Here is a 25576-nt window from a genome sequence, read left to right as displayed (position 1 = left end):
ATGCTCGCGTGATCAGGTTTCTCCCGGGCGAGATCATCTTCGTCCTCTGGCTCTTCTGCGTCATCGACGTGATCGTGTCGCGCGATGACGAGGTGCGAAACCTGTCGAAGACCTTCTGGCTGATCATCGTCCTGCTCCTCCCGCTGGTCGGTTCGATCGCCTGGCTCGTGGCGGGCCGACCGCAGAGGTCGCGGCCGCTGCGCCGGTCGGAGGGGGCGGCGCCGAGCTTCCCGGAGTACGAACGGCGCGGCCGCTTCTCCGCAGCCGACCCGGAGAAGGACGACGAGTTCCTGCGCCAGGTGCGCGAGCGCGCCGAGGAGCAGCGCCGCACTTACGAGGCGAAGAAGAAGGCCGAGCGCGAGGCTGCTGAAGCCGCCGAGTTCGAGAAGGAGCAGGGCTCCGAGGACTAGCGGTGCCCGTGCGCCGGCCGCACCATCGGGCGCAGCGCGTGGTCGGTGCCGGGGAGCTTCACCTCGGCCGCCATCGTGAAGCCGAGCCGCGCGTAGAACGGCAGGTTCTTCTTGTTGGTCGACGTCAGGCCGCACAGCAGCCCGTCACGGTCGGCGGTCGCCAGCCCGATCTTGACGATGGCCGAGCCGAGGCCGGAGCTTCGGTCGGCAGACCGGACGCCGACGTACTGCAGCGTCCAGTGCGGCTCGTTGACCGCGTGACCGCGGGCGGTCAGGATCGCGCTGACGGCCTCCTCGGCCCGGGTCTCGCCCGCATGGTTGGCGATGATGCCGCGCGCCTTCTCGAAGTCGCTCGGGCCGGCGACGGCGACGTCGGGCGGCACCCAGGCGATCGCCGCGTTGTCGGTCACGTAGGTGTGGCCGCGCTCGAAGCACAGCGACGCGATCAGCGACAGCCAGTCGCGGGCGAAGGCGACGTAGGTTTCGTCGTCGGGTGCGATCCAGCGGAAGTACGGGTCGGTGTGGAACGCGTCGACCCAGGTGTCGACGATCGCGGGTAGGTCCGCTCGGACCGCGTGGCGCAGCACAGGCCCAGTGTCTCGCCGTCGGTGCCGCGACGTGGTCGCTGTGACCAAGTTGTTGTGTCGGACCGTCGCGACAACCTTCGGGTCATGTACCCGCTACTCGGAGTGAGGCACCATGACAGTTGTGAACGCCCTACCGCGCAGGCCGCTGACGGTCGACGACCTCGAAGGAATGCCCGATGACGGGCACCGTTACGAGCTCATCGACGGGACGCTGATCGTGAGCCCGGGGCCGGCCGTGCCGCACCAGCGCGTCGTGTCGCGCCTGCTGCAGCTGCTCTTCTCTGCTCAGACCGACGAGGTCGAGGTCTTCACGGCACCGCTCGATGTGAGGTTGGCAGACGACACCCAGGTCCAACCCGACATCCTCGTCGTAGCGCGAGAGGCTGCCGCTGGTCGGACGATCGAGGCAGCACCGCTTCTCGCGGTCGAGGTCTTGTCGCCGAGCACGAAGTTGATCGACCTCAACCTCAAGAAGGCGCGCTACGAGCGGGCCGGGGTCGCGTCGTACTGGGTCGTCGATCCGGATGATGGCCGACTGATCGCGTGGGAGCTTCGGGATGGCCGCTACGCGAAGGTGGCGGACATCCTGAGCGGTCAGGAGTGGACCGCGGCGGCCCCGTTCCCGGTGACGGTCCGCCCAGCCACTCTCAGCAACTGAGGCGCCTCAGGACTCGACGGCGAGCGTCGGCCCGCGGAAGAACTGCGCGCTCGCGAGGAGCAGTGCCTCCTGCGAGGTCAGCTCAAGTCCGGTGACGACCTCGGCCATCGCGAGGCCGACGACGAACGCGTCGGCGTCGCTGTCGTTGTGGGCCCGGTCGAAGAGGGGCCGCAGCTCGCTCGGCACCTGGTCGGGGTCGTCGACGTGCAGGTCCTGACCGGCGTCGAGGAGCACCTCGGCGTCGCGAGCGCAGCCGAAGCGCAGCTGCGCCTCGACATTGCTCCGTACGACGGCAGCGGCCCCGCCGTTGCGCGACATCAAGCGCAGGGCATCGACGGTCGGGTCGGCGTAGCCGGTGTATTCGACACCGATCACGCCACCGTCGATCTCGACCAGCGCCCACGAGGCGAAATCGGCCTCGTCGTCGGCGTCCCACGGGTGGATCACCGGCTCGTGCAGGTCGACCTCGAGCGCCTTGGCCACGCAGTCGCGCGTCGCTCCGGCCACGACGAGGAGCGTCAACGACTGCGAGTCGCCGAACGAGTCGATCAAGTCGTCGTAGTACTCCACCGTTGCTGCCACGATTCGGAGGGTAGGTCCGAGGTGCCGGTCGCGTCACGCGAACGAGGAGAAGTCCTAGCTTCTCCACCACCGCGTGAGCGCCGGGGTCGCCTGCAGGTCGCTCGGGAGCCAGTCGACCGACTCGAGCTGGTCGAGCCCGAGCCGGCGGAGCTCATCGTGGTCGGCACTCTCGTGCAGGTCGCCGGACGTGACCACCGCCAAGAAGAGGCGCAGGACGTACTTCTCGGAGATCGGCCATCCGCCACCCGGCCCGACGAGCTCGGGACCGACCGCGATCTCCACGCCGAGCTCCTCACGGATCTCCCGCGCCAGGGCAGCCTCGGGCGTCTCGCCCGGCTCGACCTTGCCGCCGGGGAACTCCCACTTGCCCGCGAGGTCAGCAGGTCGGGTGCGTCGAGCAGCGACGACGTACGACGGCTGCTCGAGGCTGTCGACGATGATCGCGCCGACGACGGTCTGGGGCACGCCGCGACGCTAGCGCCCTAGTCGCCCGCGACGACCGACCAGGACCAGATCGTGACGTCGCCGGCTCGATTGGTGGTCCGCGAACCCGACAGGGCGTCCGGGCCACCGGTGAAGGCGAGCTCGTCGCTGTGGCCCTGGGCGCTCGCCCAGGGCGTGTAGGAGTAGGTCCCTGACGGGCACACCATGTGCCCGGGCAGCTGCTCGTGAACCGGGCCGACCTGGATCAGGTAGGTGCCCGCGGCCCGGTCGATGGTGATCTCGCCATCGTCGGCGTCCAGGGCGAAGGTCGTGGACGGTGCCGACCAGCTGCAGCTCGGGTTGGCCATCCCGTGGGCCTCGATCGTCATCGTGCCGCCGGTGACGGCGTACTTCTCCACGCCGAACTCGATGCCGAGGAAGTCGAGCTGGACGTTCGCGCTCCAGGTCTCGTCGTAGCTCCCGCCGCTTTCGACGATCGGCCCGTAGTTCTGGCCCTGGGCGGTGCCGTAGAAGTCCGCGTCGATCGCCGCGTGGCAGGACGCCTTGGCCTCCACGTCCGCCTTGCACGTGTCGGGGTCGTCGGGCGTGACCTCGGCGGTGCCGGGGCTACCGCCGTCGCACACGTCGGTGCCCGTGCCGCCGCCGCAGATGTCCACGTCGGCGCCGCCGTCCATCAGGTCGTCGCCCGTGCCCCCCTCAAGCGCGTCGTCGCCGGCGTCGCCGAAGAGGTCGTCGAGGTCGGCGCCGCCGTCCATCTGATCGTTGCCGGGGCCGCCGTGCAGGTCGTCGTCGCCACCCTCGCCGTCGATGAGGTCGGCTCCGGTCCCGGGGCCGCCTGCCACGTCGCCGTAGACGATGTCGTCGCCCGCTCCGCCGGTCATCAGGTCGTCACCCGCACCGCCTTCCACGGCCAGGGAGGGATCCGCGGCGCGCGTCGGCTCCGGTCCGTCGTCGCCGGGGCCCGCATCGATGGTGTCGCTCCCGGCGCCGCCGTCGATGCCGTCGATGCCGTCGTCACCGCTGAGCGCGTCATCGCCCGTCCCGCCGATCAGGACGTCGTCGCCGGTGTCGCCGCTCATGTCGTCGGTACCGGTCCCGCCGAGCATCAGGTCATCGCCCGCTCCGCCAGAGCCGTCGTCGTTGCCGGTCCAGCCGTCGATCTCGTCGTCGTCCTCGCCTCCGAAGAGCGAGTCGTTGCCGGTCCATCCGTCGATCTCGTCGTTGCCGGGTCCGCCGCCGATCGTGTCGTCACCCGTCGCCGCCGTGTCCTGCGGGCTGTCGCCCTCGAGGCGGTCGTCGCCCTCCTCGCCGGCGACGTTGTCGTCGCCCGCACCACCCGCCGCGGTGTCGTTGCCCAGGCCTGCCTGGACGCTGTCGTTGCCGTCGCCGCCGAAGAGCTCGTCATCGCCGTCCTGGCCCTCGACCGTGTCGGTGCCGTCGTCGCCGTCGATGTCGTCCTTCCCCGCGCCGCCCATCGCGACGTCGTTGCCGTCGGAACCGTCGATGAAGTCGTCGCCGTCGCCACCATCGAGGTGGTCGTTGCCGTTGGAGCCGTCGATGAGGTCGTCACCGACGCCACCGAGGACCTGGTCGTCGCCGGTCGCTCCGGTGTCCTGCGGGTCGTCTCCGAAGAGGGAGTCGTCGCCGTCGCTGCCCTCGATCAGGTCGTCGCCGGGGCCACCGAGGACCGTGAGGCCAGGCTCCACCACACGTCCGGTGAGGGGGCCGTCGTTGCCTGCGCCGCCGTCGATCAGGTCAGCGCCCGGCCCACCGTCGATCCCGTCGGCGCCGTCGTCGCCGGAGACCTGGTCGTCACCTGCATCCCCGAAGAGCGCGTCGTCGCCGCCACCACCGGAGAGCTGGTCGTCGCCGTCGTCGCCGCCCAGCAGGTCCGAACCGTCCTCGCCGTACAGCTTGTCGCCCCCGGGACCGCCGGTGCCGTAGTCGTCAGCGAGTCCGCCGAAGATGCGGTCCGATGCGCCGCCGCCGTCGAGGTTGTCCTCGCCGTCACCGCCGCGCAGCAGATCCCTACCGCCACCGCCCCTGATCCGGTCCTCGCCGGCGCCGCCGACGAGTCCGTACGCCGTCGTCTGACCCCGCACAGCCGTCGTGCCGTCGCTCCCCGGGCCGCCTTGGACGTCGTCGTCGCCCTCCTCGCCGTCGGCGATGTCGTCCCCGTCGCCACCGGACAAGAAGTCGTTGCCCGAGCCTCCGAACAGGTCGTCGTCGCCGTCACTGCCCGTGACCCGATCCGCGCCGGGGCCGCTGTCGATAAGGTCGTGCCCGCCGCCGCCGTCGATCTGGTCGGCGCCTCCGTTACCGCAGATCTTGTCGTTGCCGCCCTTGCCGTTGATCGTCTCGGACTTGCTGCCGCCGAGGATGATGTCGGCGCCCGCGGTGCCCTGGATGACGTCCTTGTTGTGGCCGTTGATCGTCGGCAGCTTGCCGAAGCAGCGCGGCAGGTCGGCGGCATCTGCAGGCGCTGGGACGAGCGCGGCGGATGCGAGCAGCGTCAAGATGGCGAGGGAGCGGCGCACGGGAGCCTCCAGAGGCGACAACCCGAGAGGGTCGTTGCACCCTAGGTCGACTCTTTACCTTTCGTTGCCGAACGGTAAAGAAATCAGCCTTCCGGCTGAACCGGCGCCTTCGCCGGCAGGCTCGCAGCGGCGTTCTTCAGCAGCACCACGAGCAGGCCGACGCCGGAGAAGAGGCCGAGCACGATGAACGGGCCGGCGGTGGAGGCGTCGGGGAAGTACAGGCTGTCGCGTACGACGGTCGCCCCTGCGCCCGGCGGCAGCAGCTGGCCGATCACGCGACCGGCGGTGGGCAGCATCTCGGGTGCGATCGACGAGCCGGAGATGATGATGCCGAGCGTGAAGTAGAGCATGCCGAGGCTGGTGCCGGCCGGTCCGACGAGGGTGACCGCAGCCGCGATCGACGCGGTGATCGCGAGCGAGATGAAGGCGAAGCCCCAGAAGAGGGACCACGTGTCGGCACCCGAGCTGACCCCGAAGAACGACATGGCGACGAGAGCGACGCCGGCGCTGAGGAGGGCGTAGGCGACGAGCAGCCCGGCATGCCGGAAGCCGTTGAGGAGCGAGCGCTGCCACATCCGGCGCAGCTGTCCGAGCGCGAGCGATGCGATCGAGCCGCCGAGCGCGATCGCCTGGATCATGAAGCCGAGCGAGCCGCCAGCCGAGTCGTCGGCGGGCAGCGGCACCGCGTCGACGATCGTCGGCGGGCCGGCCTGGGGGCCGAGCTTCTCGTAGTAGACCTGGCTGTAGGACGCCTTCAGCAGGTTGGCCACGGCGGGCGAGGCCGCGGAGGCGACGTAGAGGGTGGGGCCGGCATTGGCGATGACCACGCCGCCGTAGGCATCACGACTCTTGATCGCCTCGGTGAGGTCGGCGGCGTTGGCGTAGGTCTCGACCTCGAACTGGCCGTCGCTCTCGAGCTGCTCGGTGATCGCCTGCGCCTGCTGCTTGGTCGCGACCAGGCCGACCGGGAGGTCGTGCGGCTGCGGGGAGTGCGCCATGGCTAGGTAGTAGATGCCGAGCAGCAGCTGGATCGCGGCGCCGGCGAGGGCGATCGCGACGCCGTAGCGGCGGATGGTGCGGGCGTTCGGTGTTTCGGTCGTCGAGTCCGTCACGGAGGACAGCGTCGCAGAAACGGTCCTACGCTGCGCGCATGGACGTGCTGCGCACCCCCGACGCCCGCTTCGCCGACCTGCCCGACTACCCGTGGGCACCGCACTACCTCGACGTGGCCGCCTCCGACACCGAGCCGGTCCGGATGCACTACCTCGACGAGGGGCCGCGGGACGGGCGGGTCGTCGTACTCCTCCACGGCGAGCCGTCCTGGTCCTACCTCTACCGCACGATGCTGCCGCCGCTCGTCGAGGCGGGCTATCGCGTGCTGGTGCCCGACCTGATCGGCTTCGGCAAGTCCGACAAGCCGACCAAGATCGACGACTACACCTACCTGCGCCACGTCGAGTGGGTCACGGCGTGGATCGAGGCACTCGACCTCACCGACATCACCGTCTTCGTGCAGGACTGGGGCTCACTCATCGGCCTGCGGGTCGCCGCCGAGCAGGAGCAGCGCTTCAGCCGGATCATGGTCGGCAACGGCTTCCTCCCGACCGCCGACCGCGGGGTCCCGGCCGCCTTCAAGATCTGGCGTGCCTTCGCCCGCTACACCCCGGTCTTCCCGACCGGCCGGATCCTCCAGACCGGCACGGTCAACAAGCTGCCGAAGGAGGTCGTCAAGGCGTACGACGCCCCCTACCCCTCGGCCAAGTACCAAGCCGGCGCTCGGGCCTTCCCCGGTCTCGTGCCCACTGACCCCGACAACGTCGCGGTGCCCGCCAACCGGGCCGCGTGGGAGGTGCTCTGCCGGTGGGAGAAGCCGTTCCTCTGTGTCTTCGGGGCCAACGACCTGATCCTCGGCAAGGCCGACAAGCCGCTGATCGAGAACGTGCCCGGCGCGAAGGGCCAGCCGCACGACCGGATCCGCGCCGGCCATTTCATCCAGGAGGACGCGGGTCCTGAGCTGGCCCGTCGGATGATCGACTGGGGTGCCTGACTCTTCGTCAGAGCCGGCGCGCCACTACGCTCGACGCCCGTGACCTACGAAGGCGTGACCCTCGACCCGCAGGCCAACATCTACTTCGACGGGAAGTGCGTGAGCCACACGTTCTTCCTCGCCGACGGCACGAAGAAGTCCGCGGGCGTCATCTTCCCCGCGACCCTCAACTTCGGCACCGCCGCGCCCGAGGTGATGGAGCTCAACGCCGGCCGTTGCCGGATCCGCCTGGCCGGCGCCGAGGACTGGAACGACTACGCCGCGGGTGAGTCCTTCTCCGTGCCCGGTGACTCGTCCTTCGACATCCAGGTGCTCGAGACGCTCGGGTACGTCTGCCACTACGGCTGAGCCGTCTCCCACGGGTTGATCAGCTCGACACCCATCTCGGCGAAGTCGCCGACATTGCGGGTGGCGACCGAGCACTCGTTGGCTATCGCGATCGCGGCGATCATCGCGTCCTCCGGCTTTGCGAAAGGCCGGCCTGCGGACCGGCGCCGAGTAACGATGCCGGCGTAGGCCCGGGCCGCGGGTTCGTCGTAGGGGTAGGTGCGTCCTCGGCCGTTGCTGATGAGGCGTTCGACGCTGGCGGTGAGCTCGTCACGGCGTCGTCCAGCCGTCATCAACTCGACTCCGTTCAGGAGCTCCCCGACAGTGATCGAGCAGAGCGCGAGCTGATCGCGGTGCGCCACGAGCCAGGCGAGCACAGCAGGGTCGGGGGACCGCTTGGTCGTCTCCGACCAGACGTTGGTGTCGACCAGGATCACTCGAATGCCACCGGTTCGCGGCCAGGTGCGCGGTCGGGGGTCTCGATCTCGGCGCCCGGGGGTGCCGCCGCTACGTCGTCGAGCCAGGTGAGGACAAAGTCCTCGGCGAAGACCACATCCATGAGGATGGCTCGGACCTCGGCCTCGACCGAGCGGCCGTGAGAGGCCGCCCGCGTGCGCAGGCGCTGCTTCAGGCCGGGAGGCAGCTTCCTGACCACGATCGAGTCCGACATGATATCGATGATATCAGGGTGCTGATCGCTTCCTGAGCCGATTGCGCAGCCAGGCGAACGGGAAGAAGCACAGCGGCAACCCGAGGCCGAGCAGGATCAGCGGCAGGCTGAGCGAGCGGCTGTAGAGCTCGTCGCCCCGGACGGTGGCGGTGATCTTCTTACCGACCTCCTGGTCGCCCGAGCCCTGGATCGGGCCGGTGTGCTCGACCCCGTCCTGGGTCCAGCGCGCCATGCAGTGCTGCGCGGTGGTCTTGTAGCCGATGTCGAGGTCGCAGCTGATCACCTCGGCCTCGACCTCGTCGCCGAGCTGGCGCTGGGCGAGGAGCCACATGCCGGCGCCGACCAGCACGAACGGCACGATCAGGATCGCCGTCACGAGCACGTTGACGATGACCCGCATCGTCATCGACTCGGTCTGATGGGTCGGAGGCGGCGCAGGCGTGGGCTCGGGTTCGGCCATGGCCCCATGGTGCCGCAATCGCTATCCTGAGGGACATGCTCTCGGGTCCCCGAGAGGAGATGTCCCGTGCTCCAGACATCCTTGGTGGGCAGGCTGCTGGCCGCTCTGGCTCTGCTCGCCGGAATGCTCGTCGCGACGTCGGCGTGGGCGCCGCCCGCGCACGCGTCAACCGCTACGGCGCAGATCGTTGACGGCTATCTCGACCTCACGATGACGGGGCCGTTCCCTGACAGTGGCGGTACCTTCATCGAGGTGACGCTGCCCAGCTCCACGCCGGTTGTCGAGCCGATCGAGGACGCTGCCGGCGAGCCGCTGGACTGTGGCGGCGAGGTCCAGCAGTGCTGCTTCAAGAAGCCCGGCGAGACGAGCGTCGTCCACTGCTCGCTCGTGCCATCGCCTTCGGAGTGGCGGATCCTCATTGACTCGTCAGGCGACTACTGCGCGGCCACGGGTGCGCTTGTGATGATCGAGGTCGGTCCGATCTTCGGCAGCGGTGCGGAGTTCATCAGCCTCGACATGCCCGCGTGCGGGTCGACGGGGACGGCCAAGAGCTTCCGGTTGGCGACTCATGAGCGGCAGCGCTTCGCCGACCTCGTCGTGAAGTTGTCCCTGATCGAGGACGTGCCGCCCGAGCGGCCTCGCCGTGCAGGGCTCGACGTGGGCATCCGTGCGGTGTGCGAGATCAGGGGCGACGTCGTGAAGTCGTCCCGCAAGACTGTCGAGCTCACCGATCGTCGACGGGTCCGGCTGCGGTTCACCGACGCTCAAGTGCAGCGCTACGACGGCAAGCGCGGCGAGTGCGTCATCAGAGCTGTCGCGACGGTGGACGGGGAGAAGGTCCGCCGCAAGCGGACAGTGAAGATGAAGACGGACTGATCAGCCGCAGTTGTCGCAGATCCCCGTGGCGGGGATCGCCATGAAGCACCGCGGGCACACGTTGGTGACCGGCTCGGGCTTGCGCACGACGGCTGGCTTCGGTGCACGCGGCGCACGGACCCGGACCGCCTTGACCGGCGGCGCCGTCACGACGGGGACCGGCGGCGGGGGAGGGGGCACCCAGCCCGGCGGTTCGGGCGACTCGATGCCGAGCTGCGTCAGGACCTCACGAGCGGCGTCGGTCGGGCGGTGCTTCGGCGTGGTCACGATGTCGTGGGGGCTCGCGCCGCCCTCGAGGAAGGTCTGGGCGTCGGGGCGCATCGCCGGCGGGATGCGCCGGTGCCGCCAGCGGGCCGGCGCAGTGCCGCGCTGGGTGATCGTCACCAGGTCGGGGCGCGACCACGCGACGAGGGTCCAGTCGTTCTCGCGGCTGATGGCCCACGCGCCCATCGCGGCGTCGCCGGCCTCGCCGGCCGCGCGCAGCGCTATCCGCTCGGGGTTGAGGAACTTACCCTCTACCAGCAGGACGGCGTCGAGGGGCCGCTGCACGGTGTATCCCTCCGTGCGCAGCGCGTCCGTGGCGTCAGCCAGCGGGTCTTCGATCTGATCCGGGGCCACGTCCGGACGGTATCCCGCCGGAGCAACCTATGGGTAAACCGCAGCCTCAGCCCGGGCTGCCGAGCGCCGCGGCAGCGTCGGTCGCCTGGGCGATCTTGCTGAGCGAGGTCCTCAACTGCGCCATCGCGCGCTTGCCGATGACCGCCTCGTAGCCCTGTTCGATCTCGTGCATCAGCGCGAGCGCGTCGACGAGCATCGCCCGGCCGGCCTGGGTGTGCCGGACCCGTTGGGCCCGCCCGTCGTCGGGGTCGGCGGCGCGTTCGACGAAGCCGCGCTTCTCGATGTCACCGACCATCTGGCTGGCCGCCTGGCGCGTCACGCCGAGCCGCCGCGCGATCTCGACGAGCCGGGTGCCCTCGGTGTCGATGTTGCCGAGCAGTGTGATGTGCGCGCGGTTGACCCGACCGTGGCCGGCGGCGTGCAGCCGGTCGACGAGGTCGGCGGTCTCGGTCTGCGCGACCCGGATCAGGAGCCGGAGGAGCACGGTCTCGCGATGGGCGCGGATCTGGTCGGGGGTCATCTCCGAGAAGTCGGGCACGGGCCGATCATGTCAGATAGGCAAGGGCCTTGACAAAATAGGCAAGGAGGTTGACGATCTCGTCATGAACAGCACCGAGCCCCAGGTCACCAGCTCCACCCGCGCCGGGTTCCCGACCTACGAGGCCGCGCCGGCCAGTGCGCCGGGCAAGGCGCCCGTCGTACTGCTCCACGGCGCGTTCGCCGACCACGAGTCCTTTCGCGGCTGGCTCGGGCCCCTGGCCGCAGGGGGGCACCACGCCATCGCGCCCGCCCGGCGAGGCCGCGTCGGCGTCGGTCCGGAGCGGGCCGAAGGGCTGGCCTTCGACGACTACGTCGCCGACACGATCGCCGTGCTCGACACGCTCGACGAGCCGGCGATCCTCGTCGGCCACAGCCTCGGTGCACTGGTCGCGCAGCGACTCGCGGAACAGGGGCGGGCACGTGCGATCGTGCTGCTCGCCCCTGCGCCGCCCGCGATGTTGACCGCTCAGGCCGTTGCACTCCCGCACTTCCTGCCGCAGATGCCGCGGATCATGACCGGGCGGCCGTTCGTGGTCGGCCCTGCCGCCTGCTCGGCGCTCGCGCTCAACCGGCTGCCCGAGGCCGACCGCCCGGCGGTGCACCAGCACCTCACCCACGAGTCGGGGAAGGTCTACCGCGCAGCGATGTTCGGCACGATCAAGGTCGACGCCCGCAAGGTGACCGTGCCTGTCTTCGTCGCCGGGGGCACCGACGACCGGATCATTGCGACCTCGCTGACCCGCAAGACCGCGAAGCACTACGGCGTCGAGCCGCGCATCATCGAGGGCCGCGGCCACTGGATCATCGGGGAGCCCGGCTGGGAGGACCTCCTCGCCGAGGTCGTCGCCTGGGTCAGCTGAGCGCGCCCGGGTCGTCGGGCACGTCCACCGAGTTCTCCCGCAGCGCCTGGATCGGGATCACCTCGAGCGCGCGCTCGTTGGTCGAGGCGAGTACGACGGGCGCCGGCACGCCGTCGCCGTACGCCTGCAGCCAGCGCACCGCCACCACGCACCAGCGGTCGCCCGGGTTGAGGCCGGGGAAGTTCCACTCTGGCCGCGGCGTCGACAAGTCGTTGCCGACCGCCTTCTGGTGGGCGAGGAACTCGTCGGTCATCACCGCGCAGACCGCGTGGCGGCCCTGGTCGTCGGGCCCGCACTTGCAGCTGCCGTCGCGGTAGAAGCCCGTCATCGGGTCGGTGCCGCAGGGCTCGAGCTCGCCGCCGAGGACGTTGCGTTCGGGCATGGGTCGAGACTAGGGGGCTCAGGGGAGCGGCAGCATCGTGGAGCCGCCGTCAACGGCCTCGCGGCCGATGGTGCGACGCACGATCGTGCGGTAGCGCCAGATCTGCAGGGTGCCGAGGCCCCAGAGGAGGTACTGCACGCTCATCGCCAGGCGGAAGGCGCCGGCGGAGTAGTCGTCTGACGAGCCCGGCGTCGCGAGGTCGAGCACCGCGCCGATGCCGAAGACGGCCACGAGCGTCGCGACGAAGCCGGCGACGTTGATGATGCCGCTGGCACTGGCCATCCGGTCGGGCGGGTTGGACGTGCGGCCGACGTCGAAGCCGATCATCGAGGCGGGACCGCCACAGCCCGTGGCGACCACCATCAGCACCAGCAGCCAGAGCGGTGCGTCGCCGGGCCAGAGCAGTACGGCGCTCCAGGTGACCACCATCCCCGCGACCGTCGTGAGCGCGACCGTCGAGCGGTGCCAGGGATGGTTGCCGACGATCCAACCGAGCACCGGACCCGAGGCGACGACCGCGACGATGATGAGGCTCAGCAGGGCGCCGGCGACCGTCTCCGAGACGCCCTCGCTCAGCACCAGGAACGGGTAGCCCCACAGCATCACCAGCATGCTCGCGCTGAACGGCGTCGTGAAGTGCACCCAGAAGCCGAGCCGGGTGCCGGGCTGGGCCCACGAGGCGCGCAGCGTCGACATCAGCGTGAGCCGGGACATCGGGTGGCCGCGGTGGTGGCGCTCGGTGGGGGTGTCGCGGACTAAGAGCAGGAGCGTGATGAGCAGCGCGGGCCCGGTCGCGGCAGAGATCAGGTAGGCCGTGGTCCAACCCAGCTCGGAGAGCGCCCACGTCATCGGGATCGCGGCGACGATCGAACCGATCTGCCCGGTACTGCCGGTGAGCTGGGTCAGCAGCGGGACCCGGCGCGGCTCGAACCAGGTGTTGACCAGCCGCAGCACGCAGATGAACGTCATCGCGTCGCCGAACCCGACGAACACCCGCGCGCCGAGAGCCGCCGAGAAGGTCGTGGCCAGGGCGAAGCCTGCCTGGCCGGTGCTGATCGTGATCACGCCGACCGTCAGCACGGTGCGCGGTCCGAAGCGGTCGATCAGGAGTCCGACCGGGATCTGCATGCCGGCATACACCAGGAGCTGGACGACGGTGAAGGCTCCGAGCTGGCTCGCTGACAGGTCGAACCGCTCGGTCGCCTCCAGGCCGGCGACGGCGAGGCTGGTGCGGTGGAAGACGGCCGTCACATAGATGGCCAGGCCGACCCCCCAGATGAGCCATGCGCGGCGGGGGGTGGGCACGGCACGAAGGTACTGGTGCGGTGGCCTGAAGTGGTCATGGTCGCGGGCCTCCGCCGGTGTCACGATCGCCACATGGCGTACTTCGACGTCGCCGCCGAGGCCTATGTGCAGTTCATGGGCCGCTTCTCCCTGCCGCTGGCCGAGCAGTTCGCCGACGTCGGCCTGGCGGGCGTCGACCCGAGCGCGCGGATCCTCGACGTCGGCTGCGGACCCGGGATGCTCACCGGCACCCTCGCGAAACGGTGCGGTGAGGCTGCGGTGAGCGCCGTGGACCCCAGCGAGCCCTTCGTGGCGGCGACCGCGGCGTCGTACCCGATGGCCGACGTACGTCGTGCCTCGGCCGAGGAGCTGCCCTTCGCCGACGACACCTTCGGTGCGGCGCTCGCGCAGCTGGTCGTGCACTTCATGCGGGAGCCGGTCCGGGGCGTCCAGGAGATGGCGCGGGTGACCGAGCCGGGTGGCCGGGTCTCCGCGTGCGTGTGGGACCACGGCGGCGAACGCGGCGCGCTGTCGCCGTACTGGAAGGTCGTGCGCCGCTACGACCACGGCGCCGGGGAAGGCGCCCTCGCGGGCTCCTGGGCCGGCGATCTGACGCGCATCTTCACCGAGGCCGGGGTGCGCGACGTCGTCGAGACCGAGCTGATCGTGACCCTCGACTTCGCGACGTTCGAGGAGTGGTGGAGGCCCTTCACGCTCGCGGTCGGGCCGGCGGGCGCCTACTTCCACAGCCTCAACAAGATCGAGCAGGCGGGCCTCGTCGACGCGCTCCGCGAGGAGTACGGCGACGGCCCGATGACGGTCCAAGCAGCTGCCTGGACCGCCACCGGGGTCGTGTGACGGGCTGTCGGAACAGCACCGTCACAGCAGGGCGGCGAGCTGTGCCCGCGTGGGCACGTAGGGGTCGAACCGCAGCGGCATGCCCGCCTCCCGCGGGAGACGGTTGCCCTTGCGGTTGTTGCACCGCTCGCACGCGGCGACGGTGTTGACCCAGGTCCAGCGACCGCCACGCGACTGCGGGAGGACGTGGTCGACCGTGGTCGCCCGTCCACCGCAGTAGGCGCAGCGGTGCCGGTCCCGGACCAGCACACCCCGCCGGGTGTAGCCGGCCGGGCGGTACATCCACTTCGCAGCGATGTAGCGCACCAGCCGGATCACCTTCGGCCACGGGTGCGGACCGATCATCCGGTCCTCGTGGGCCTCCTCGACCGTCGCCACCTGCCGGAACAGCATCCGCACCGCGTGCTGCACGGACACCGTGCCCAGCGGCTCATAGGAGGCGTTCAACAGTGCGACGTTCATGACTGATCACGCCACCTTCGGGGGCCGGCCCCGCCGGGGGATGCCCGACTGCGGCTTGCCGTTCTCGAGGAGCACACCACCCCAGACGCCGTACTCGTCCCGCCGCTGACCGAGGTCGAGGCAGAGCGCCCGCACGGGGCAGTCGGCGCAGAACGCCTGTGCCTCGGCGAGGCCGGCCTCGTCGATCGGGTGGAACACGTCAGGGTCGGGGTGGTCCGCGCAGGCCCACACGAGACCGGGCTGGTGCGGGGTCGGTGCGGTGAAGGCGATGGTCACGCCCTTCGTGTCGAACCGGTCCTCGTGGGCCGAGATCTTCCGTGCAGTCATCGCCGTTCACCTCCTTCGGGTCGGGGGGCGATGGGTTGGTGGTGGATGGGTTGGTGGGTGGGAAAAATGCGAAAGGCCGCTCCGCGCGCGTCAGCGCTGGAGCGGCCCCGTGGGGTGCGTGCAGCACTACACGGGCGGCTCCAACGAGAAGGGCAGCTCGAGTCCTTCGAGACCGCCCCACACCGGGCACTTGTGGGCAGCACCCGACGCGCGGACCGCACTGCGGTTCGCGTCGATGGAGGTGCGGTAGGTGCCCACGTCATGCTCGATTCGGTGTTGGTTGGAGGCGCGCCCGGGTCATCCCCGGCACACGTGGAACGAGGGTAGGGGGCCGGATGCGATCCGGCCTAACGGATTAACGCCTCAGATTTCGCGGCGCGCTCCGGGAGCGCCCGGACCCGGGATCGACCCGGGGGCCGGCGGGCCGAGCTGGCTGGTCCTGATCCAGTCGATCGCGAAGTCCGACGGGTTCAGGGGGTCGACCGCCACGCCCAGCTTGGCGCCCGGCAGGAGGTGGCGGATGTTCATCTGGGCGACGACGTGATCGGTCGTGACGACGTAGGGCTCCATGCCGTCCTCGCGCTCGACCCGGGCCGTGATCCTGACAACGGGCGAGGTGTTGGCGTAGGTCCCGACCTGCCAGGAGCCGTCGACGATCGCGATCGCGGGCAGCCCCTCGCCGTTGGTGAGCTGCAGGTGCCGCGTCATCCGTAGGCCGAGGTCGGTGTTGTCCGCCGCCTCCCGCATCTGGTTGGGGATGTCGGCGATCTGGCCGAAGAACGACGACGGCCGGCCTTCCTGCTCCAGGTGCTTCTGGTTGGCCTTGTACATCCGTTGGAAGTCGCTGAAGAGTCCCATGGCGGGCCCTCCGCTCTCAGTAGCCGAGGAACTTGCGGAACTGCTGGCCGACGGCCATCGACTGGCCCATCCGGGCGACCCAGCCGTCGAGCGCGGCCTTCGCGTCGGCCGCGGACACTCCGCCTTCGGCCGCGATGGTGATCAGGCCGGCCTCGTCGTTGACGCCCCGGGCCTGCGCCTCGCGCGCCCAGTTGGCGTAGTCCTGCAGGGAGACGCCGTTGATGGGCTCCCAGATCGGGTCGTTCTCCGCGACCGAGCGGGTCGACGGACCGCCCATGATCGCCGGGTCGATCGGGCCGGCGCCCTGCACGTGGACCATGCCGGGCTGTCCTTGCTGTCCGCTCAGTGCTTCCTTCGCCTTGCTGAAGAAACCCATGACGTCCCCTTCCGGCCGCGCGCGCGACCTGTGATCGGCCCCCGCCAGCGAACGTAGGACGCCGGAACGGCCAAGGTAAGGAACCGCCGTCTCAAACCGGTCTCAAACCGCGTCGCGCCGCGGCAGGGCGACAGGGCCGTCGAAGGATCATCCGGACGGGGCATGGTCGTCATGGGCGCTGGTGCTTTAGCGTGCGCCCATGGCCGACCAGCCGGATCCCCCTGACAAGTGGCGCGTCTACGAGGGCGACGACACCCCCGACCCCGAACCTCCCGAGGCCGGGGTGTTCCCGCCGCCGCCCTACGCGCAGACCCCGCACGTGCCCTACGGCAGCGCGCAGACCTCTGGCATCCAGTTCACGGCCACCCGGTCGAGCGGCCCGAAGCTGATCCTCGCCATCCTGAGTGCGCCCGTCTTGATCCTGGTGGTGGTGATCGCCGTCGCCATCTTCGCCGCGATCGCGATCTTCGCCGCGGTCGACGGCGGCGTCGGCGGGATCGGGGGGATCGACGCCAAGGACCCTGACGACTTCGCCGACCTCGTCGACAAGATCGAGGAGGAGCGGGGCACGACCGAGGTCCAGGACGTCAACTTCTACACCGACTACATCATCGTCTACATGCCCTACACCGGCGACCCGGGCGACGACCGCCAGATCAGCTACACCTGGCGCGGAGGCGACCTCGAGGAGTGGACGCGCGGTACGTCGACCGACCCGACCTTCGACCTCAAGGAGATCGACACCGAGGTCATCGACGGGATGTGCGACCCGGTGCTCGACGAGGCCGACGGGGCCCAGAAGGACGACTGCTACGTCTTCTTGTCCAAGCCGTCGAGCGGCGACGAGTGGTTCCGGGCGTTCGCGAGCGACGACTTCGGCCGGTCGGTCTACGTGACCTACGACGAGGACGGCAAGGAGCTCACCCGCACCTGCAACAGCCAGCCGTGCTGATCAGGCGCTGATCACGCACTGAGCACGTCGGGCACGTCCAGCTCGTCGAGCGGCACCGGCACCAGCCGGTCGTCGTTGGCAGCGTGCACCACCTCGCAGGGCACCCCGGCGAGCTGGGCCGCGGCGTAGAGCGCCGCCGCCCAGAGCCGGTCCTTCGCATCGAGCCCGCCGCTGCCCGGCCGGGTGCGCAGGAAGGCCACCCGGCCGCCGGGAACGTGCTCGGTCGTCCACTCGAGCAGAAGGTCGAGCAGTTCAGGAGCGGTCGGATCGGGCGCCACCATCGTGTCCGGCGCGGGCACCTCGATCAGCGTCTTGTGCGGTCGCCCGTCCGGGCGGAGGAAGACGATCCAGAGGCTCGTGCGCGTGAAGCCGAGCGGCTCCATCAGGCCGCGCCAGGTCTGCTCGAGGTCGGACTGGTTGGTGATCGGTGAGTCGGTCATGGCGCCAGCCTGGATTCGCCGGCGGCGCCGTGGAAGAGAGGTCAGCGGTTGTCCACAAGCCCCGCCGCACGGGCCACGGCGCCGTACGCCTCGGCCAGGGTCGCCACCGTCTCGTGGGCGTTGAGGCCGCTCGGGTTGGGGACGACCCAGAGCTCGGCGCCGGCGAGGTCCTCGGGCTGCCGCCCCATGACGGCCTTGGGGCGGCCGAACGCGGTGCGGTAGGCGGTGATGCCCGCGACGGCGACCACGGTCGGCCGCATCCGGGTGACCAGGGCGGTCAGCGCGGCGCCGCCCGCCTCGAGCTCGTCGTTGTCGAGCTCGGAGGCCTTGGCCGTCGCCCGGCGCACGAGGTTGGTGATGCCGATGCCGCGCGCACGGAGCACGTCGCGCTCGGCGTCGGTCATCCCCGCGGCAGGGTCGATCGGCTCGGTGATCACGCCGCCCAGGAGCAGCGCGGGGTAGAACCGGTTGCCCGGGTGGGCGAAGTGCGTCTGGGTCGCCGCGGTCCACAGTCCGGGGTTGATCCCGACGAAGAGCAGCTTGAGCGGTTGCCCGGGCGAGGTGGGGAGCAGGTCGGGGACCTCCGCGTCGCGGAAGGACTCGAGCTCGGCCCGGGAGAAGGTACGGCGCACCGCCCCATCTTGCCCGGACGGAACCATCGGCCTCGCGCTACCGTCCGAGTCACCATGAAGGCCCTCCTCGGATCCCTGGTCCTCCTCGCCGCTCTCGCTGGTTGCAGCAGCGAGGACGACGGGTCGGCGAAGGACCCGGCGACCCGGCCGAGCGAGCCGGGTGATGCGAAGGTCGTTGCGATCGTCGGCGGTAGCGCGGCGGGCGGGGACGTCGCCCAGACCGTCACGGTGCTGGACGATGCGGGCGCCGTACGCCACTTCCTGAAGCAGTTCCGCTCGCCGCCGTTCGCCTCCGACGTCCGCGCCGCGCTCCAGTCGCACCCGCCCGCGGAGGGCCGCGTCCTGGGCGCGGTCGTGATGGAGGTCAGCTGCGACATCCCGCCGTCCGCGACGGTCGCCGAGGTCGACGGAGCCTACGTCGTCACGCCGGGCAAGGTCCCTGCCCCGCACCCCGAGTGCTTCGCGGCCGTCACCAGTGTCGCGATCGTCGACCTGCCCGCTGCCGGCTAGGGGTTGTAGGTCACCACGAGCCCGTTGGGCACCGACCGGAGGAACCCGTCGGACGGCGTGTTGATCACAGTGAGCTTGTCGTCCTGCATCGCGGCCAACGTCGTGGAGCCGCCGCCGTCGAGGTTGAGGGCGTCCTCGGCGCCGAGCCGGCGCATCAGGTTGCCGAGCTCGACCATCGTGTAGCCGCGGCTGAAGCTCTGCCGGCCGTCGACGACCAGGATGATGATCTCCTTGGTGTCGCGGTCGACCCCGACCGCCGTGCGAGGGTGCATCTCGGAGTCGTCGGTCGCGAGCAGTTGCCGCTTCTTCAGCAGCAGCGCGTTGCCTGTGAGAGCCATCTGCACGTCGCCGTCGAGGCGCCGCTTGACCCGGACCGTCGAGCCGACGGTGAGTGCGGCGAGGTTGCGCGAGGGCACCATTCCGCGGGCGACGATCAGGGTGCCCTCGATGCCGGTGCGGTAGGGGAGCGTCGTGCCGGTCGCCACGACCTTGTTGTCCACCACTCGGATCCAGCGGACGTTGCGCGTCTGCTCGTCGGTCCAGCCCCAGCCGGCCGCCCGCCCGAAGCGGTAGTCGTAGATGCCGGTGCCGTCGACCTTCACGCGCGCCGAGTTGTAGTTGGTGACGTTGATCTCCGGGTGGCCGACGATCTCGGCGACCATCGGGAGGGTGCCGACGTGCCACTTGCCCGCGGAGTTCTGCGAGATCGCGTTGTTCCAGCCGGAGTCGAGGGCGTTGAGGAGCAGGCCGCTGCGGTCGCGACCGATGCCGAGCGGCGCGCCGGTGTCACTGATGTCGTAGAAGTCGCCGTTGGTGCCCGCGACCACGCCCGGGATCGGGGCCAGCATGTCGGGGACCGGCTGCACCTTCCGCGACCGGCCGCCGTGGGCGACGTCGACGGCCAGGCCGGGCGTCTTCCATTTGACCCGCGTGACGTAGTAGCGGAGCGGTCCGCGTGGGGTGCGGGCGTCCCAGCCGGTGATGTTGACCCCGGGGACGGGGTCGTAGGTGAAGCGCTGCGTGCGCGACAGTACGGCGCGCTGGCCCGGCTGCGCGGGTGGTGCGAGCTCACCCGGCACCTGGTCTGAGGTCTGCCAGGTGTGGGGGTCGTCGGGGTCGGGCTTCGGGCCGAATCGGGGCGTCGTTGCTGTTGCCTGCTCAACCGCGGGCGGCCTGGTCGGCTCGTCGTTCTTGACGAACACCAGGGCGCCGGCGGTCGCCAGCAGGCACAGCACCAGGATTTCGGGGAAGCGGCGCAGCATGCCTGCAAGGTTAAGAAGGTCAGGCCCGCCTTCCCGGGAGGCTGGACCCATCGGCGTGGCAGGTCGGACCTGTCAGGCGGGGGTCGGCCGACCAGCGATGATGGAGGCGTGTCGGAGCCCTGCAACACCTTCGCCGAGGGGGACAACCTCGCGGTGCTCGAAGGGCTGTCTGCGGGCTCCGTCGACCTGATCTACATCGACCCGCCCTACAACACGGGCAGCGCCTTCGCCTACCGCGACCGGTTCGAGGGCCACGCGGCCTGGACGGCGATGATGCGGCCCCGGCTGGTCGAGGGGCGCCGGGTGCTGGCCGAGACCGGCGCGATCTTCGTCAGCATCGACGACAACGAGGCTGCTCACCTGCGGCTGCTCCTCGATGAGGTCTTCGGTGAGGACAACTTCCTCGCCCAGATCGTCGTCAACCTCAACCCCAAGGGTCGCCAGCTCGGCAACGGCTTCGCCACGTCGCACGAGTACCTCCTCGTCTACGCCCGTGACGCCCGCCGCTGCGTGCTCGACGCCTCGAGCCCCGACCTCGTGATCGAGTCGGACTTCCCGCTGGTCGCCGACGACGGTCGGCGCTACCGCAGACTGCCGCTGCGCAACACCAACAAGAAGTTCAACCCGCTGACCGCCCCGACCCTCCACTTCGCGATCTGGGGCGACCCCGACACCGGCGAGGTGCGCACGACGCCCTTCGACGGCGCGGTCGAGATCAAGCCGGTCTTCGGCGACGGTGCGCCGGCCGTGTGGCGGTGGTCGCGGCCGCGGATCGACCAGCGGCCCGACGACCTGGTGTGCCGGCGGGTCCGCGGCACCGCGGGCGACCGCGTCGACGTCTTCCAGCGCGACTGGCGGCACCCCGTCGGCGGCGCGCGTCGCAAGAAGCTGCGCACGATCTGGCTCGCCGAGGAGATCGGCTCCACCGACACCGCGGTCGCCGAGCTCAAGGAGATCGTCGGCCATGTCTTCGAGTCGCCGAAGCCGACCGGGCTGGTCAGGCGGATCCTCGAGACGATGCCGGCCGACGCCCGGGTGCTCGACTTCTTCGCGGGCAGCGGCACCACCGGGCACGCGGTCGCGCTCGCCAACGCGGCCGACGGGGGCAGGCGTACCTGCCTCTCGGTCAACCACCCCGAGCCCGTACGGCCCGGCTCCAACGCCGACCTCGCCGGCTACCGCACCGTCGCCGACATCACCCGCGCCCGGTTGCAGGCGGTCGCGGAGAAGGTCGGCGGCGGCTACGCGGAGCCCGGTCCGAGCAGCTAGATCCCTGCGGCCTTCTCCAGCGCGGACAGCTCGTCCTCGAGGAAGGTGAGCAGCCGCTGCAGGTGCGGGACCGTACGGCGGCAGCCGGTGATGCCGAAGCCCATGTTGCCGTCGTAGGACGTGCACGTGATGTTGAGCGCCATGCCGTTGATCGGGATCGACAGCGGGTAGTTGCCGACGAGCTTGGCGCCGTTCCAGTAGTGCGTGGTCTTGGGGCCGGGCACGTTGCTGATGATCAAGTTGTACGGCGACTTGATGATGCCCTGCATCCGCAGTGCCGGACCGAGCATCGCCGGGGCCTGGCCGATCGCGCTCATCGCGAGGATCTGGACGGGCGTCAGCGACTTCAGGGCGTCCTTGCCGTCCTTCATCGACTTCTTGACGGCCTTGAGCCGCTCGGCCGGGTCGGTGTGGTCGGTGCCGAGCCGGGCCATGATCGCGCCGACCGCGTTGCCGCCCTCGGCTGAGGGAATGTGGGACTCCTTGGCCTTGAGCCCCACCGGCACCATCGCGACCAGCGGGGTGTCGGGCAGCGCGTCGTGCTCGAGGAGGTAGGCGCGGATCGCGCCGCCGCACATCGCCAGCACGATGTCGTTGATGGTGGCGCCGGTCGCCTTGCCGACTGCGCGGATCCGCTCGATCTCCCAGTCCTGGGCCGCGAACCGGCGCGCGCTGGTGATGTTGCGGTTGAACATCGTGCGCGGCGTGTGCATCGACATCGTGGACGTCTCGTTGCGCATGCCCTTGGACAACGTCTTGATCAGTGCGCCCGGCATGCCGGCGGCCTCGGCCGTGACGCCCAGTGCGGTCCGCAGTGCGTCACCCGGCACGCTGGCCAGCGTGCGCGCCGCGTCGGTCATCGGCGTCTCGGTCTCCGGCTTCGCGCGGCCGCGGATCGCCCGCTTCGCCCACGGCGCCGCCATGTCGCGCTCGTCGGGGTTGGTCGAGAGCGTGCTCTGCATCAGCCGCATCGCGGAGATGCCGTCGACGAGGCCGTGGTGGATCTTCGTGTACATCGCCACCCGGCCGTCGGCGAGGCCCTCGATCAGGTGGGCCTCCCAGAGGGGCCGCTCCCAGTCGAGCCGGGTGCTGTGCAGCCGGCTGCAGAGGTCGAGGAGCTCGCGGACCCGGCCGGGGCTCGGCAGCGCGTTGTGGCGCACGTGGTGCTCGATGTCGAACTGCTCGTCCTCCTTCCAGAACAGCTGCCCCGCGGTCCGGACCGACCGGTAGGGGTGCTTGGCGAAGAGCGGCATGACCTCGTCATCGCTCGACGTCGCCCGCTCGAAGAGCTCGCGCACGAAGTCGGGGCCTGCGTCCTCTGGCCGCTCGTAGAGCTGGAGTCCGCCGACGTGCATCGGCTGGTTCTTGCTCTCGGCGAGCAGGAACGCAGCTGAGGGTGGGTCGATCGGGCGAGGCTTGGGGAGGGAGACCACAGGGAACCTTTCGTCGTCCTGGCCGCCGATCCTTCCCCCTGGTGACGGTCGCCACAAGCGATTCGACCTATTCGACGCGCGGCCCGTCCCGCTTGTCTTCGCGGGACGAGGTTCGAAGAGGGGCACCCGGTGGAAAGATGCGGCCCGTGAGCAACGATCAGCCGCCGGCGCCACCACCGACGCCCCAGCTGCCGCCGCCACCCCCGCCGCCGCCCCCGGCAGTCCCGCCGGCGCCGGTCCCGCCGCCTCCGCCTCCGCCCCCGCCGTCACCGGCCCTGACCACGCCGATCGCGCCGCCCAGGGGCGGGCTCCTGGGACTCTGGATGGGCCTGTTCGCGATCTTCGTACTGATCCTCGCGGCCGCCACCACGCTCGTCGTCGTCGCTCCGTGGCAGGACGACTCCGACGTCGCCGTCGGCGAGAAGGTGCCGGTCGACGTCCCGACCGTGGGGCAGTTCCCCGAGGGGGACATCGCCCCGTCGTCGACTCCTTCGTCAACACCGACGCCGAGCACCGTCCCGGCGGAGCCGAGCGAGCCGCCGACCACGACCTCACCTGCGCCGCAGGCGCCGGCCGTGCCGGTCACCTCCGACCTCGACGGTGACGGCCTCGGCGACGCCGTCGCGATCAGCGGCGTCGACGGCGACCTCTCCCGCGTGCTCCTGACGAGCACCGGCACGGCGTTCACCGTCGAGCGCGAGCCGGAGACGACGTACGACGACCGCACCTGGGCCGACTTCGACGGCGACGGCCGTCTCGACCAGGTCTCGTGGTCCTACCGGCTCGACGGCACGCTGGCGCTGACTTCTGAGGACCTCGACTTCCGCGAGCTCGACTTCGCGCTCGGCCTCGACCCGCGCCAGCCGTTCGTGACCCTCAAGGCTGCCGATCTCGACGGCGACGGTGCGGTCGACCTGGTGGCTTACGGCGCCACCGACCCGACCCACGTGGCGATCTGGGCGCTCCGCAACGAGGGCGGTCGCTTCACCGCGCCGCAGCAGTGGATGCGGATCCCGCAGACCACCTACGCGTTGACCATGGTGCTGCCGGGGGACTTCACCGGCGACGGGATCGCGGACGTCGTGGTGCGAGCGCCTGAGGCGCTCCCTGTCCTTCGCGAGACCGCTCACCTCGGCTTCTCGCTGCTGGCGTCCTCCGGCTCCGGCTTCGTCGCGACGCCGCTCGAACGACCGACCCGGTTCGCCGACGCGGCCGACGTGGTCGTGGGCGACGTCGTCGGGGACGGCGTGCCGCGGATCGTGCTGCTCGGGCAGGGCCCGGACGGCCTGGAGGCGCAGGTCCTCCGCGCGGCGGACGGTCGGATCGTCCGGGATCGACGCCACGACCTGGTGGTCGATGGCGCCGGTGACGTCGCCGACTCGGTGGTGTCCGACGTCGACGGCGACGGCGTCGACGACGTCGTCTACGTGGTCGGGGGACGGCGCGGTGGGTTCCGGGTGCTCGACCTCGACTCCGCTCGTCGATCCGGGCGGGACTGGGCGGCAGCGCCGCGGTGCGCGTCGGGCGATTGCGCGCTCTACTTCCAGAACGGCTTCTAGTTCTTCTTGCGGAAGCGGATCTTTCCGTTGGGGAGGATCTCGTGGGTGTAGGTGGGGTCGTGCATGCGGTGGTGGTCGTGGTTGCAGACCGCCACGGCGTCGTCGACGTTGGTTTCGCCGCCTTCGGACCAGGGTCTGAGGTGGTGGATCTCTGTCCAGGCTGCTGGGACGGTGCAGCCTTCGGCTCGGCAGCCTTTGTCGCGTAGCCAGATGGCGAGTCGTTGTGCGGTGGAGTGAAGGCGTCTGGAGCGGCCGAGGTCGAGGATCTCGCCCTTGCCGCCGAGCACGACGGGGATGATCTTGGCGGTGCAGGCGTGGCGGCGGATCTCGGTGGCCGAGAGGGCGGGGCCGCCGATGATGGAGCCGATGCCGAGGCGTTGCTTGAGGGAATCCTCGGTGATGGTGACCAGCAGTGTGGTCGGGACGCCGCCGTGCTGGGGAAGCGCGGTGGGGTCGAGGTGCTCGAGCAGGGAGCAGAACGCTTGGGCGAGCTTGCGCGGGTAGGGGATCCGGTCGCTCTCGGTGTTGGGGTCGCCGGTCTCTTTGCGGGGGTTGGTGAACGCGTGGAGGTAGGTCTCGAGCCGGCGGAGGATGCCGATGGGGAGTCGGGCCGTCAGGGTGCCGGTGCCGTCGCCGAGATCCTTGGTGCGGGCTCGCATGGTTTCCCGCGCCCGCTGTTCCTCGCGCTCGAGCCGCCTCGCATCTTCTGCTTCTGCTATCTCGGGGGCGACGAGCTCGAGGATGCGGGTGGCGATGATCTTGAGCTCGGTGGGGTTGAGTCGCTGGGCTTCTTCGACCAGCCGGATCTCGGCGCTGGCGATGATCTCGGTGCCGAGCCGTTCGGGCAGGTCGGTCAGGCACCGCACGATGACGTGGGCCTGCTCCACCGACACCGCGCCCGCAGCCATCCCGTCAGCGACCCGGAGCCATTGCTTGTCGACCGCCTCAGCGAGGCGCTGCTCATGACGCAGCGGTCGGGCTTCGGCCTGGGTGCGCTGGGCCAGCCACGCCGCCACATCCCGGGCACCGTCCAGGTCGGCCACATCGCCGCAGGCGGCCATCAGCTTGAGCTTCTCGGCCGCTGTACGTCGTTCGAGATCCGCGATCGCGAGCAGCGCGGCGCGCTTGTCGTCGGCTGACATGTACACCGGTTCGTAGGTCAGTGCTTCGGTCACTGACGCGGTCGCAGCCTGCAAGCAGAGCACTGCTTGGTGGGTGGGATCGAGGACCTGCGCGACCATGAGCAACTACCTTTCCGAGATGCCTCAATCGTACACGTGTTCGACTCCAAATGAAACAGCAAGCGTCGCTCTTGTGCGAAAGTTGGCCAGCTCTGAGGTCGGCCCGCCAACAGTG

The 25576-nt window shown here is 70.3% G+C and carries 33 protein-coding genes; 11 read left to right on the top strand and 22 right to left on the bottom strand.

Annotated features, from left to right (window positions below):
* The first annotated feature begins 8 nt into the window (after positions 1-8).
* Positions 9-410, top strand: coding sequence for a PLDc N-terminal domain-containing protein (locus F0U44_RS11970; protein WP_149728497.1), 402 nt, complete (start codon positions 9-11; stop codon positions 408-410).
* On the opposite strand, the gene F0U44_RS11965 is transcribed toward F0U44_RS11970, so the two are convergent.
* Positions 407-997, bottom strand: a complete 591-nt coding sequence (locus F0U44_RS11965) for a GNAT family N-acetyltransferase (protein ID WP_188113445.1) — start codon at positions 995-997, stop codon at positions 407-409. The genes F0U44_RS11970 and F0U44_RS11965 overlap by 4 nt on opposite strands.
* A 112-nt stretch (positions 998-1109) precedes the next feature.
* On the opposite strand from F0U44_RS11965, the gene F0U44_RS11960 reads away from it, so the two are divergent.
* Complete coding sequence (locus F0U44_RS11960) at positions 1110-1655, top strand: Uma2 family endonuclease (RefSeq protein ID WP_149728495.1); 546 nt, start codon at positions 1110-1112, stop codon at positions 1653-1655.
* A gap of 6 nt (positions 1656-1661) precedes the next feature.
* Here the strand turns inward: F0U44_RS11960 and F0U44_RS11955 are convergent, their stop codons facing one another.
* From F0U44_RS11955 to F0U44_RS11940, 4 genes are all read right to left on the bottom strand, one after another.
* Complete coding sequence (locus F0U44_RS11955) at positions 1662-2237, bottom strand: DUF6461 domain-containing protein (protein WP_149728494.1); 576 nt, start codon at positions 2235-2237, stop codon at positions 1662-1664.
* 54 nt (positions 2238-2291) lie between these two features.
* Entirely contained in the window at positions 2292-2702 is a 411-nt protein-coding gene (locus tag F0U44_RS11950) for a (deoxy)nucleoside triphosphate pyrophosphohydrolase (protein WP_149728493.1), read from the bottom strand.
* Between the two features lie 17 nt (positions 2703-2719).
* Complete coding sequence (locus F0U44_RS11945; RefSeq protein WP_188113444.1) at positions 2720-5218, bottom strand: calcium-binding protein; 2499 nt, start codon at positions 5216-5218, stop codon at positions 2720-2722.
* An 83-nt stretch (positions 5219-5301) separates the two neighbouring features.
* Positions 5302-6330, bottom strand: a complete 1029-nt coding sequence (locus F0U44_RS11940) for an ABC transporter permease (RefSeq protein ID WP_149728491.1) — start codon at positions 6328-6330, stop codon at positions 5302-5304.
* Between the two features lie 38 nt (positions 6331-6368).
* Between F0U44_RS11940 and F0U44_RS11935 the strand changes: the two genes are divergently transcribed.
* Positions 6369-7265 carry a haloalkane dehalogenase gene (locus F0U44_RS11935; protein ID WP_149728490.1) on the top strand — a complete coding sequence of 299 codons (897 nt, stop codon included), beginning with the start codon at positions 6369-6371 and terminating at the stop codon, positions 7263-7265.
* Positions 7266-7304: 39 nt separating this feature from the next.
* Positions 7305-7613 carry a pyrimidine/purine nucleoside phosphorylase gene (gene ppnP, locus F0U44_RS11930; protein ID WP_149728489.1) on the top strand — a complete coding sequence of 103 codons (309 nt, stop codon included), beginning with the start codon at positions 7305-7307 and terminating at the stop codon, positions 7611-7613.
* Here ppnP and F0U44_RS11925 read toward each other — a convergent pair.
* From F0U44_RS11925 to F0U44_RS11915, 3 genes are read right to left on the bottom strand one after another with little or no spacing between them, the layout of a single operon-like run.
* Positions 7604-8029 (bottom strand): type II toxin-antitoxin system VapC family toxin, encoded by a 426-nt coding sequence (locus tag F0U44_RS11925; RefSeq protein WP_188113443.1) that lies wholly within the window; start codon positions 8027-8029, stop codon positions 7604-7606. The genes ppnP and F0U44_RS11925 overlap by 10 nt on opposite strands.
* Entirely contained in the window at positions 8026-8262 is a 237-nt protein-coding gene (locus F0U44_RS11920) for a FitA-like ribbon-helix-helix domain-containing protein (protein WP_149728487.1), read from the bottom strand. The genes F0U44_RS11925 and F0U44_RS11920 overlap by 4 nt, the downstream gene beginning before the upstream one ends.
* 13 nt (positions 8263-8275) lie before the next feature.
* The gene (locus F0U44_RS11915; protein WP_149728486.1) at positions 8276-8722 is read right to left on the bottom strand and encodes a hypothetical protein; all 447 of its coding nucleotides are present in this window, start codon (positions 8720-8722) and stop codon (positions 8276-8278) included.
* A gap of 66 nt (positions 8723-8788) precedes the next feature.
* Between F0U44_RS11915 and F0U44_RS11910 the strand changes: the two genes are divergently transcribed.
* A complete protein-coding gene (locus F0U44_RS11910) occupies positions 8789-9598 on the top strand; it encodes a hypothetical protein (protein ID WP_149728485.1) in 810 nt (269 codons plus the stop codon).
* Here the strand turns inward: F0U44_RS11910 and F0U44_RS11905 are convergent, their stop codons facing one another.
* Positions 9599-10216 (bottom strand): hypothetical protein, encoded by a 618-nt coding sequence (locus tag F0U44_RS11905; protein WP_149728484.1) that lies wholly within the window; start codon positions 10214-10216, stop codon positions 9599-9601.
* A gap of 46 nt (positions 10217-10262) precedes the next feature.
* Positions 10263-10754: a MarR family winged helix-turn-helix transcriptional regulator gene (locus F0U44_RS11900; RefSeq protein ID WP_188113442.1), complete on the bottom strand. Its 492-nt coding sequence runs from the start codon at positions 10752-10754 to the stop codon at positions 10263-10265.
* A 64-nt stretch (positions 10755-10818) separates the two neighbouring features.
* On the opposite strand from F0U44_RS11900, the gene F0U44_RS11895 reads away from it, so the two are divergent.
* Entirely contained in the window at positions 10819-11616 is a 798-nt protein-coding gene (locus F0U44_RS11895) for an alpha/beta fold hydrolase (protein ID WP_188113441.1), read from the top strand.
* On the opposite strand, the gene F0U44_RS11890 is transcribed toward F0U44_RS11895, so the two are convergent.
* Both F0U44_RS11890 and F0U44_RS11885 read right to left on the bottom strand, forming a co-directional pair.
* Positions 11609-11998, bottom strand: coding sequence for a DUF2237 family protein (locus F0U44_RS11890; protein ID WP_149728481.1), 390 nt, complete (start codon positions 11996-11998; stop codon positions 11609-11611). The genes F0U44_RS11895 and F0U44_RS11890 overlap by 8 nt on opposite strands.
* Positions 11999-12016: 18 nt before the next feature.
* On the bottom strand, positions 12017-13303 hold the full coding sequence (locus tag F0U44_RS11885; RefSeq protein ID WP_246160431.1) for an MFS transporter: 1287 nt from the start codon (positions 13301-13303) through the stop codon (positions 12017-12019).
* Positions 13304-13375: 72 nt separating this feature from the next.
* Between F0U44_RS11885 and F0U44_RS11880 the strand changes: the two genes are divergently transcribed.
* Positions 13376-14140, top strand: a complete 765-nt coding sequence (locus F0U44_RS11880; RefSeq protein ID WP_149728480.1) for a methyltransferase domain-containing protein — start codon at positions 13376-13378, stop codon at positions 14138-14140.
* A gap of 21 nt (positions 14141-14161) precedes the next feature.
* On the opposite strand, the gene F0U44_RS11875 is transcribed toward F0U44_RS11880, so the two are convergent.
* From F0U44_RS11875 to F0U44_RS11860, 5 genes are all read right to left on the bottom strand, one after another.
* Complete coding sequence (locus F0U44_RS11875; RefSeq protein ID WP_149728479.1) at positions 14162-14602, bottom strand: HNH endonuclease; 441 nt, start codon at positions 14600-14602, stop codon at positions 14162-14164.
* A gap of 6 nt (positions 14603-14608) precedes the next feature.
* Positions 14609-14929, bottom strand: coding sequence for a WhiB family transcriptional regulator (locus F0U44_RS11870; RefSeq protein ID WP_149728478.1), 321 nt, complete (start codon positions 14927-14929; stop codon positions 14609-14611).
* Between the two features lie 126 nt (positions 14930-15055).
* Entirely contained in the window at positions 15056-15187 is a 132-nt protein-coding gene (locus F0U44_RS23730; protein ID WP_281292630.1) for a hypothetical protein, read from the bottom strand.
* 105 nt (positions 15188-15292) lie between these two features.
* Positions 15293-15787: a hypothetical protein gene (locus F0U44_RS11865; RefSeq protein WP_149728477.1), complete on the bottom strand. Its 495-nt coding sequence runs from the start codon at positions 15785-15787 to the stop codon at positions 15293-15295.
* 16 nt (positions 15788-15803) lie between these two features.
* Positions 15804-16163, bottom strand: coding sequence for a hypothetical protein (locus F0U44_RS11860; RefSeq protein ID WP_149728476.1), 360 nt, complete (start codon positions 16161-16163; stop codon positions 15804-15806).
* Between the two features lie 199 nt (positions 16164-16362).
* On the opposite strand from F0U44_RS11860, the gene F0U44_RS11855 reads away from it, so the two are divergent.
* Complete coding sequence (locus F0U44_RS11855; protein ID WP_149728475.1) at positions 16363-17115, top strand: hypothetical protein; 753 nt, start codon at positions 16363-16365, stop codon at positions 17113-17115.
* A gap of 11 nt (positions 17116-17126) precedes the next feature.
* Here the strand turns inward: F0U44_RS11855 and F0U44_RS11850 are convergent, their stop codons facing one another.
* Positions 17127-17555 carry a hypothetical protein gene (locus F0U44_RS11850; protein WP_149728474.1) on the bottom strand — a complete coding sequence of 143 codons (429 nt, stop codon included), beginning with the start codon at positions 17553-17555 and terminating at the stop codon, positions 17127-17129.
* 41 nt (positions 17556-17596) lie between these two features.
* Entirely contained in the window at positions 17597-18187 is a 591-nt protein-coding gene (locus F0U44_RS11845; RefSeq protein ID WP_246160429.1) for a mismatch-specific DNA-glycosylase, read from the bottom strand.
* A 54-nt stretch (positions 18188-18241) separates the two neighbouring features.
* Between F0U44_RS11845 and F0U44_RS11840 the strand changes: the two genes are divergently transcribed.
* Positions 18242-18697, top strand: coding sequence for a hypothetical protein (locus tag F0U44_RS11840; RefSeq protein WP_149728472.1), 456 nt, complete (start codon positions 18242-18244; stop codon positions 18695-18697).
* On the opposite strand, the gene F0U44_RS11835 is transcribed toward F0U44_RS11840, so the two are convergent.
* Positions 18694-19959 carry a phosphodiester glycosidase family protein gene (locus F0U44_RS11835; protein WP_188113440.1) on the bottom strand — a complete coding sequence of 422 codons (1266 nt, stop codon included), beginning with the start codon at positions 19957-19959 and terminating at the stop codon, positions 18694-18696. The two genes, F0U44_RS11840 and F0U44_RS11835, sit on opposite strands and share 4 nt — an antisense overlap.
* 108 nt (positions 19960-20067) lie before the next feature.
* Here F0U44_RS11835 and F0U44_RS11830 point away from each other — a divergent pair, with 108 nt between their 5' ends.
* Complete coding sequence (locus F0U44_RS11830; protein ID WP_149728470.1) at positions 20068-21228, top strand: site-specific DNA-methyltransferase; 1161 nt, start codon at positions 20068-20070, stop codon at positions 21226-21228.
* Here the strand turns inward: F0U44_RS11830 and F0U44_RS11825 are convergent.
* Positions 21225-22661 (bottom strand): WS/DGAT/MGAT family O-acyltransferase, encoded by a 1437-nt coding sequence (locus tag F0U44_RS11825; protein ID WP_246160428.1) that lies wholly within the window; start codon positions 22659-22661, stop codon positions 21225-21227. The two genes, F0U44_RS11830 and F0U44_RS11825, sit on opposite strands and share 4 nt — an antisense overlap.
* Positions 22662-22807: 146 nt before the next feature.
* Here F0U44_RS11825 and F0U44_RS11815 point away from each other — a divergent pair, with 146 nt between their 5' ends.
* Positions 22808-24220: an FG-GAP repeat domain-containing protein gene (locus F0U44_RS11815; RefSeq protein WP_188113439.1), complete on the top strand. Its 1413-nt coding sequence runs from the start codon at positions 22808-22810 to the stop codon at positions 24218-24220.
* On the opposite strand, the gene F0U44_RS11810 is transcribed toward F0U44_RS11815, so the two are convergent.
* Positions 24217-25461, bottom strand: coding sequence for an HNH endonuclease signature motif containing protein (locus tag F0U44_RS11810; RefSeq protein ID WP_149728468.1), 1245 nt, complete (start codon positions 25459-25461; stop codon positions 24217-24219). The genes F0U44_RS11815 and F0U44_RS11810 overlap by 4 nt on opposite strands.
* Positions 25462-25576 lie beyond the last annotated feature (115 nt).

Origin of the sequence: Nocardioides humilatus, from assembly GCF_008373755.1 — a bacterium.
GTDB classification, from domain to species: domain Bacteria; phylum Actinomycetota; class Actinomycetes; order Propionibacteriales; family Nocardioidaceae; genus Nocardioides; species Nocardioides humilatus.
Note: the sequence above shows the minus strand (reverse complement) of the source record. Positions and strands in the feature narration are given on the sequence as shown.

What these genes read in the sequence shown, in the direction of transcription:
- F0U44_RS11880 (WP_149728480.1), top strand. Translation starts at nt 13,376, where the DNA reads ATGGCGTACTTCGACGTCGCCGCCGAGGCCTATGTGCAGTTCATGGGC.
- F0U44_RS11890 (WP_149728481.1), bottom strand. Translation starts at nt 11,998, where the DNA reads ATGCCCGAACGCAACGTCCTCGGCGGCGAGCTCGAGCCCTGCGGCACC.
- F0U44_RS11860 (WP_149728476.1), bottom strand. Translation starts at nt 16,163, where the DNA reads ATGGGTTTCTTCAGCAAGGCGAAGGAAGCACTGAGCGGACAGCAAGGA.
- F0U44_RS11895 (WP_188113441.1), top strand. Translation starts at nt 10,819, where the DNA reads ATGAACAGCACCGAGCCCCAGGTCACCAGCTCCACCCGCGCCGGGTTC.
- F0U44_RS11915 (WP_149728486.1), bottom strand. Translation starts at nt 8,722, where the DNA reads ATGGCCGAACCCGAGCCCACGCCTGCGCCGCCTCCGACCCATCAGACC.
- F0U44_RS11840 (WP_149728472.1), top strand. Translation starts at nt 18,242, where the DNA reads ATGAAGGCCCTCCTCGGATCCCTGGTCCTCCTCGCCGCTCTCGCTGGT.
- F0U44_RS11835 (WP_188113440.1), bottom strand. Translation starts at nt 19,959, where the DNA reads ATGCTGCGCCGCTTCCCCGAAATCCTGGTGCTGTGCCTGCTGGCGACC.
- F0U44_RS11870 (WP_149728478.1), bottom strand. Translation starts at nt 14,929, where the DNA reads ATGACTGCACGGAAGATCTCGGCCCACGAGGACCGGTTCGACACGAAG.
- F0U44_RS11960 (WP_149728495.1), top strand. Translation starts at nt 1,110, where the DNA reads ATGACAGTTGTGAACGCCCTACCGCGCAGGCCGCTGACGGTCGACGAC.
- F0U44_RS11855 (WP_149728475.1), top strand. Translation starts at nt 16,363, where the DNA reads ATGGCCGACCAGCCGGATCCCCCTGACAAGTGGCGCGTCTACGAGGGC.
- F0U44_RS11875 (WP_149728479.1), bottom strand. Translation starts at nt 14,602, where the DNA reads ATGAACGTCGCACTGTTGAACGCCTCCTATGAGCCGCTGGGCACGGTG.
- F0U44_RS11850 (WP_149728474.1), bottom strand. Translation starts at nt 17,555, where the DNA reads ATGACCGACTCACCGATCACCAACCAGTCCGACCTCGAGCAGACCTGG.
- F0U44_RS11935 (WP_149728490.1), top strand. Translation starts at nt 6,369, where the DNA reads ATGGACGTGCTGCGCACCCCCGACGCCCGCTTCGCCGACCTGCCCGAC.
- F0U44_RS11920 (WP_149728487.1), bottom strand. Translation starts at nt 8,262, where the DNA reads ATGTCGGACTCGATCGTGGTCAGGAAGCTGCCTCCCGGCCTGAAGCAG.
- F0U44_RS11865 (WP_149728477.1), bottom strand. Translation starts at nt 15,787, where the DNA reads ATGGGACTCTTCAGCGACTTCCAACGGATGTACAAGGCCAACCAGAAG.
- F0U44_RS11810 (WP_149728468.1), bottom strand. Translation starts at nt 25,461, where the DNA reads ATGGTCGCGCAGGTCCTCGATCCCACCCACCAAGCAGTGCTCTGCTTG.